The 5,553-nt window shown below is 37.9% G+C and carries 4 protein-coding genes; 1 reads left to right on the plus strand and 3 read right to left on the minus strand.

Going from position 1 to position 5,553, the window contains the following annotated elements:
* Window positions 1–500: 500 nt before the first annotated feature.
* Window positions 501–1,655: a YeiH family protein gene (locus B371_RS0101925; protein WP_019412630.1), complete on the minus strand. Its 1,155-nt coding sequence runs from the start codon at window positions 1,653–1,655 to the stop codon at window positions 501–503.
* Between the two features lie 211 nt (window positions 1,656–1,866).
* On the opposite strand from B371_RS0101925, the gene B371_RS0101930 reads away from it, so the two are divergent.
* Window positions 1,867–3,072 (plus strand): threonine synthase, encoded by a 1,206-nt coding sequence (locus B371_RS0101930; protein WP_019412631.1) that lies wholly within the window; start codon window positions 1,867–1,869, stop codon window positions 3,070–3,072.
* 69 nt (window positions 3,073–3,141) lie between these two features.
* Here B371_RS0101930 and B371_RS0101935 read toward each other — a convergent pair whose 3' ends face one another.
* Both B371_RS0101935 and B371_RS0101940 read right to left on the minus strand, forming a co-directional pair.
* Window positions 3,142–3,795, minus strand: coding sequence for a flavin reductase family protein (locus tag B371_RS0101935; protein ID WP_019412632.1), 654 nt, complete (start codon window positions 3,793–3,795; stop codon window positions 3,142–3,144).
* 56 nt (window positions 3,796–3,851) lie between these two features.
* Window positions 3,852–5,228 (minus strand): M20/M25/M40 family metallo-hydrolase, encoded by a 1,377-nt coding sequence (locus tag B371_RS0101940; protein ID WP_019412633.1) that lies wholly within the window; start codon window positions 5,226–5,228, stop codon window positions 3,852–3,854.
* Between the last annotated feature and the right edge of the window lie 325 nt (window positions 5,229–5,553).

Here is a 5,553-nt window from a genome sequence, read left to right on the forward strand (position 1 = left end):
ATTCTCCTTTTAAAAATCAACAAATTAATAAAAATACATATAAAAAGGCGTCATATTTTACAATATTCTGATAGGACTTCTACTGAGAGGAAACTTGTGCATCTAAAATAGGAAATCACGACTCACAATAATGGGTTAACGAGAATCAATTAAAGAAATTCTGATTTATCATGTAAGTCTCCATATACTAAAAACACCATGAATATGAGGTTCTTGGCACTCTATAGTCATATACTTTCTTATCTCGTTAGAAAAACTGGGCAAAGTGCGCCCGGTCCTTTAAGAGAGTCACAGTATCAACTTTGGGTTCCGGTATGATTTCCGTTGCAGGTGGACGCTTTCCGCGGTATCATACTAGAATCTACTCCTTAAAATACCGGGAATACTGGATTCATGGCTCACTAAATTCATATACTTTCTTATTTTGAAAAATAAGCAGCTGAGGAAATCTCAGCTGCCACTATCATTATTAAATATTTTCGGGTTAGCAGTTACTTGATTTATATCACAATTAAATCTCCAAAGATTGAAATTAGGATCAAGCTAACAGCACCCACTGAAAAAGCTGCAATCATGCCAATGTAAAAAGGTTTTATACCCATTCCTTTAAAGATCTTCAAGTTTGTCGAAAGGCCTACTCCCGCCATTGCTAATCCGAGTAAGTATGTTGAACCAAATGAGCTCCAGAAACTATAGAAGTCTTTCCATACTGTTGGATCAAACAATCCGAAAGCTAATCCTGTAGATGAGACCGTTACATCCCCAATCGTACGCATAAATGACAAGAATAAAAATCCTAGAATGAAAACTGGAAATAGCTTATACCACTTTGGAAGTTGACCTGCTTCGCCCTCCGCTATTTCTGTTTTTCGATTACTTCGAAAGAAGAGATATGAAACAAACGGAATCACAGCGATTATAAACATATTTCTCGTCAGCTTAGTGATTGTTGCAACATCTACTACTAATGGAGTATGGTACATTTGGTTGTAAATGAGCGCAGCACCAGATACTTGAGCTGTGTCATGAATAGCGGTTCCCAAAAACAAACCTGCTTTAATCGGATCTTCAGCAAAAAATATATTTGCAAGGTAGGGATAAAAAAGCATTCCAAGTAAACCGAAAATCGTAATGTTCGCGACAGCATACGAAATTTCATCTTCTTTCGCTTTGATAACAGGCGCTGTGGCCATGATTGCTGTAATACCACAAATCCCAGTTCCCGTGGCAATCAAAGTTCCTAACCTAGGTGATTGATTCATTTTTTTAGTAAAATACAGAGTGACGAATAAACCCACTGAAATACATGCAACAATTAGTGGAAGTCCCCATGCACCAAGTTTTAGTGCTTCTGTAAGACTTAATCGTAAGCCGAGCAGAATTATCCCTGCACGTAGAGCATATTTGACCGAAAAGCCAATTCCTTTCATAAATAGACCTTTTAATCCAATCGTATTTCGGATGGCTACCCCGAGTAGAATCGTCACGAAAATACCAGATATCGGACTCGAACTTCCTTCAGGTAAGACTCCTGTCACCAACAATAACTCTCCAATAAGGTGTGCACCATAAATCCCAACCAACATGACGATTAAACAAAATATCAATCCTGGAATAATGCGAATAACTGTCTTATTTTTTAAGCTATCAATCATCAAGTACATTCTCCTAACGCTATTCTAGAAAATTATCAAAAATTTTAAGATTTGGTTCTATAATCTATTAAATAATCGTACTTTTAATACTAAACGTTTAATTTTTAAGGTTCAATCTATTTATTATAAGTCACTTTTAATATTTTAAATTTTGTTGTAATTCAGATAATTGTTTGTTAAAGTAACTTTAATTTGAAGGGAGTGTTGTAATTTGAAATACAGTTATATTTCTCATCTTTATTGTCCCAAATGCGAAAATACTTATGATACTAAAGAACAACATCAGTTATGTACGTGTGGATCGCCTTTATTAGTTGATTACCATTGGGATGAATTAATGAAGGATGTTAATCCCAAAGATTTTTCAACAAGAGAAAATACTTTATGGAGGTACCATGAACTACTTCCAGTTGAAGACGAACGATATGTCGTCTCGCTTGGAGAGGGAATGACACCCTTAGTTGCTATGCCTACCCTAGGAAAAGATATGGATGTGAAATATCTTTATATGAAAGATGAAGGACTTGTTCCTACAGGGACATTTAAAGCTAGAGGCGCTGCAGTAGGAATATCCAAAGCAAAAGAAATAGGTGTTGAGGAACTTGCGATGCCAACAAACGGTAATGCGGGTGCTGCCTGGGCTCTATATGCAGCAAGAGCAGGAATTAAATCAACGATTGTCATGCCAATTGATGCTCCAGTCATTACCAGGAACGAGGTAGCTTTATCAGGAGCTAAACTCTATTTAGTAAACGGATTAATCAGTGACGCTGGAAAAATCGTCGCCAAAGCTGTAAAGGATCATAATCTATACGATGCATCAACTTTGAAAGAACCCTATCGTATCGAGGGTAAAAAAACAATGGGGCTTGAAATAGCAGAACAAATGGGGTGGGAAATGCCAGATGTCATTTTATATCCTACGGGTGGCGGAGTAGGTCTAATCGGCATATATAAAGCCTTAAAAGAATTGAAATATTTAGGTTGGGTAAAAGGTAAATTACCTAGATTAGTAGCTGTTCAAGCGACAGGCTGCGCTCCTATTGTAAAAGCATGGGAAGAAAAGAAGTATGAATCTGAATTTTGGCCAAATTCCAGGACACTGGCTTTCGGTATTAATGTGCCTAAAGCATTGGGAGACTTTTTAGTGTTAGATGCCATTTACAAAACTGAAGGTTGTGCCATTGCGATTGACGATCAGTCGATGATAGATGAACAGGCAAAAATTGCACGCTTAGAAGGTGCTTTCATTTGTCCCGAAGGAGCTTCTACATTTGTAGCAATTCGTAGATTAAGAGAAAAGGGATGGATTAAAGAAGGCGAAACCGTGGTTGCTTTAAATACAGGTGCTGGAATAAAATATCCGGATACCGTTAAAGTAAATGTACCAATGTTAGGAAAAGAAGATGTAATTTAATGAGAATTTATTTCTTAAACATACCAAAAGGATGCGACTGAAGATATAATTCAGTCGCTTTTTGCATTTCTATTCTTCCTTATTCCTATCAAAAGATTTCGTTAAAAAGTCTTTTAAATCATCCTTTGGTAATGAGAAAATCGTTTCCACTAGAGAGTAATTTCCTGCTAAGCGGCCAATAGGAGCAAGCTTTTCTACGTTAATCCTTCCATCTTCATAAAGTTCGTCTTTAACATGGTAGCGAACGACTCGACCCAAGACTAGATGATCATTTCCTAGCTTAATAACATCATGCAAAACGCATTCTATATTAATTGGCGCTTCCTCTACTCGTGGCGCCTTAACTACTTCACTTGCCACTGGTGTCAGTCCCGTATAGTCAAATTCACTCACATCACTTGGGAGGTTTTCTGCACTTCGGTGCATTTCATTTGCAAGTGCTACAGTTGCGATGTTAACTACAAAATCCTTCTGCTTGCGAATATTCATTAATGTATCTTTAATGGTTCCTTCTCTTTCATTAGTACCTTGACCAATTGTGATTGCAAGAATAGGAGGATTTCTAGACGCCACTGTGAAAAAGCTAAATGGAGCTAAGTTCTGTTTGCCATCACTAGATACTGTAGATACCCATGCAATCGGCCTTGGTACAACTGCACCAATCAAGAGCTTATAGGTATCTTTTTCATTTAAATCATCTGGATTTATAATCATTACTTTCATCCTTTCTTCCTTGAGGTCAGTGTTACTGGTTTTTAGTGTCTATTTAAAATCCAATATTAACGGCTTGCGATCTCTTCAATCACATGGCATGTACATTTAATGCCATTAATAAAATCTTCAACTCCTATTTTTTCATTCGGTGAGTGGTTAGCTTCATCAAAATTTGCATAAGGAATGATGATGGATGGCGTCTCTAACACATCAGTCCAGACATAATCTGGTAAGCTCCCACCCATACTCGGTTGGAGAACAGGTTCTTGTCTGAAAGCTTTTCTAACAGCATTTGTAATAACATCAACTATTTCTAAATTAGAAGAGGTTCTAGAAGGTTTCATTGCTGCTAATTTTTTCACTTCAATATCCGGTGCATACTTTTTTACATGTGCTGAAAATTTTTCGTAAATATCATCAGGGTCTTGATCGACCACAAGACGAATGTCCATTTTTAGAACAGCAGTTGACGGAATGATAGTTTTTGACCCTTCCCCTCCATATCCGCTAGTGAATCCAGCGATATTAAACGTAGGTTCAAGTGTCAGTTTTCGATAGTAATCTTCTTTTTCCATATCAAAGTCTTCATATCCAATTTGACTTGCAATATTCTTTTTATCGAAAGGAAGACTACGAATGATTTCTTCTTCTCTTTTAGTAATACCTCGTATATTATCATAAAAACCTTCTATTAATATACGACCTTCCGAATCCCGCATGGTATTAAGCAAGTCAATTATTTTCCAAGCTGGGTTCGGAACAATATTGCCTTTATTCCCAGAGTGATTATCCCACTCTGCCCCTTTTGCTGTGAGTTCAATATAAGTCATCCCTCTTACACCGAGCAGAACTAAGGGTGCTCCACTGTCGTGCTTCGGTCCATCCGATGTATAAACCAAATCGGCTTTCAATAATTCTTTGTTTTCAGCAACAAAAGAAGCTAAATTTGGGCTCCCAATTTCTTCTTCTCCTTCAAAAATAAACTTAATATTAATTGGTAAATTCCCGACTGTGTCTATGTAACTCTTAACGGCAAGTATTTGAGCCATTAATTGTCCCTTATTATCACCGACTCCACGACAATATATCTTTCCGTCACGTATCGTTGGCTCGAATGGTGGAGATACCCATTCATCAATCGGGTCTGGGGGCTGGACATCATAATGTCCGTAGATTAATAAAGTGAATGCTTTAGGGTCTCGTATTATCTCACCATAGATGAATGGATTTTTCTTATATGGAATGACTTTTGTTTCAATTCCAGCATCCTCCATAACTTCTTTCAGCATGATGCAGGCCTCATCAATTCCATTGTTTTGTGCACTGATACTTTCAACTCTAAGTAATTTATAGAGCACTTCCAAATACTCGTCTTTCCGGTTATCAATCGTTTCTTCAATCCTTTTTAATATGTCGCTTGTTTCCGTCTCTAAATTAGTCATTGTAGGAACTCCTATCTTATATTGGTTTGAGAAAATCCGGTCAAAGTATGCCTGGTCCTTTAAGAAGGGGAACCATAGAAACCCGTTTATTTCCGCTACGGTGGACGCTTTTCGCGGGAGGTCCTTTGAGGAAGCACAGATGATTTAAGTAACAGTTTAAAGAATAAGACAGACTTCTATTTATATCTAGTGATTTCCGTTACAGGCGGACGCTTTCCGCGGGCGGTCCGCGAGCCTCCTCAGGCCAACAGGGTGTTGGTCACGAAGGCGTTGCCACCGTTGTGGCGTTCTTAGCCTTTGTTCCATTGTCCGCTCCTGCGGGGTC

The sequence above is a fragment of the Paenisporosarcina sp. TG20 genome, from assembly GCF_000286315.1.
In the GTDB taxonomy this organism is placed as follows: Bacteria; Bacillota; Bacilli; order Bacillales_A; family Planococcaceae; genus Paenisporosarcina.

What these genes read in the sequence shown, in the direction of transcription:
- B371_RS0101925 (WP_019412630.1), bottom strand. Translation starts at nt 1,655, where the DNA reads ATGATTGATAGCTTAAAAAATAAGACAGTTATTCGCATTATTCCAGGA.
- B371_RS0101935 (WP_019412632.1), bottom strand. Translation starts at nt 3,795, where the DNA reads ATGAAAGTAATGATTATAAATCCAGATGATTTAAATGAAAAAGATACC.
- B371_RS0101940 (WP_019412633.1), bottom strand. Translation starts at nt 5,228, where the DNA reads ATGACTAATTTAGAGACGGAAACAAGCGACATATTAAAAAGGATTGAA.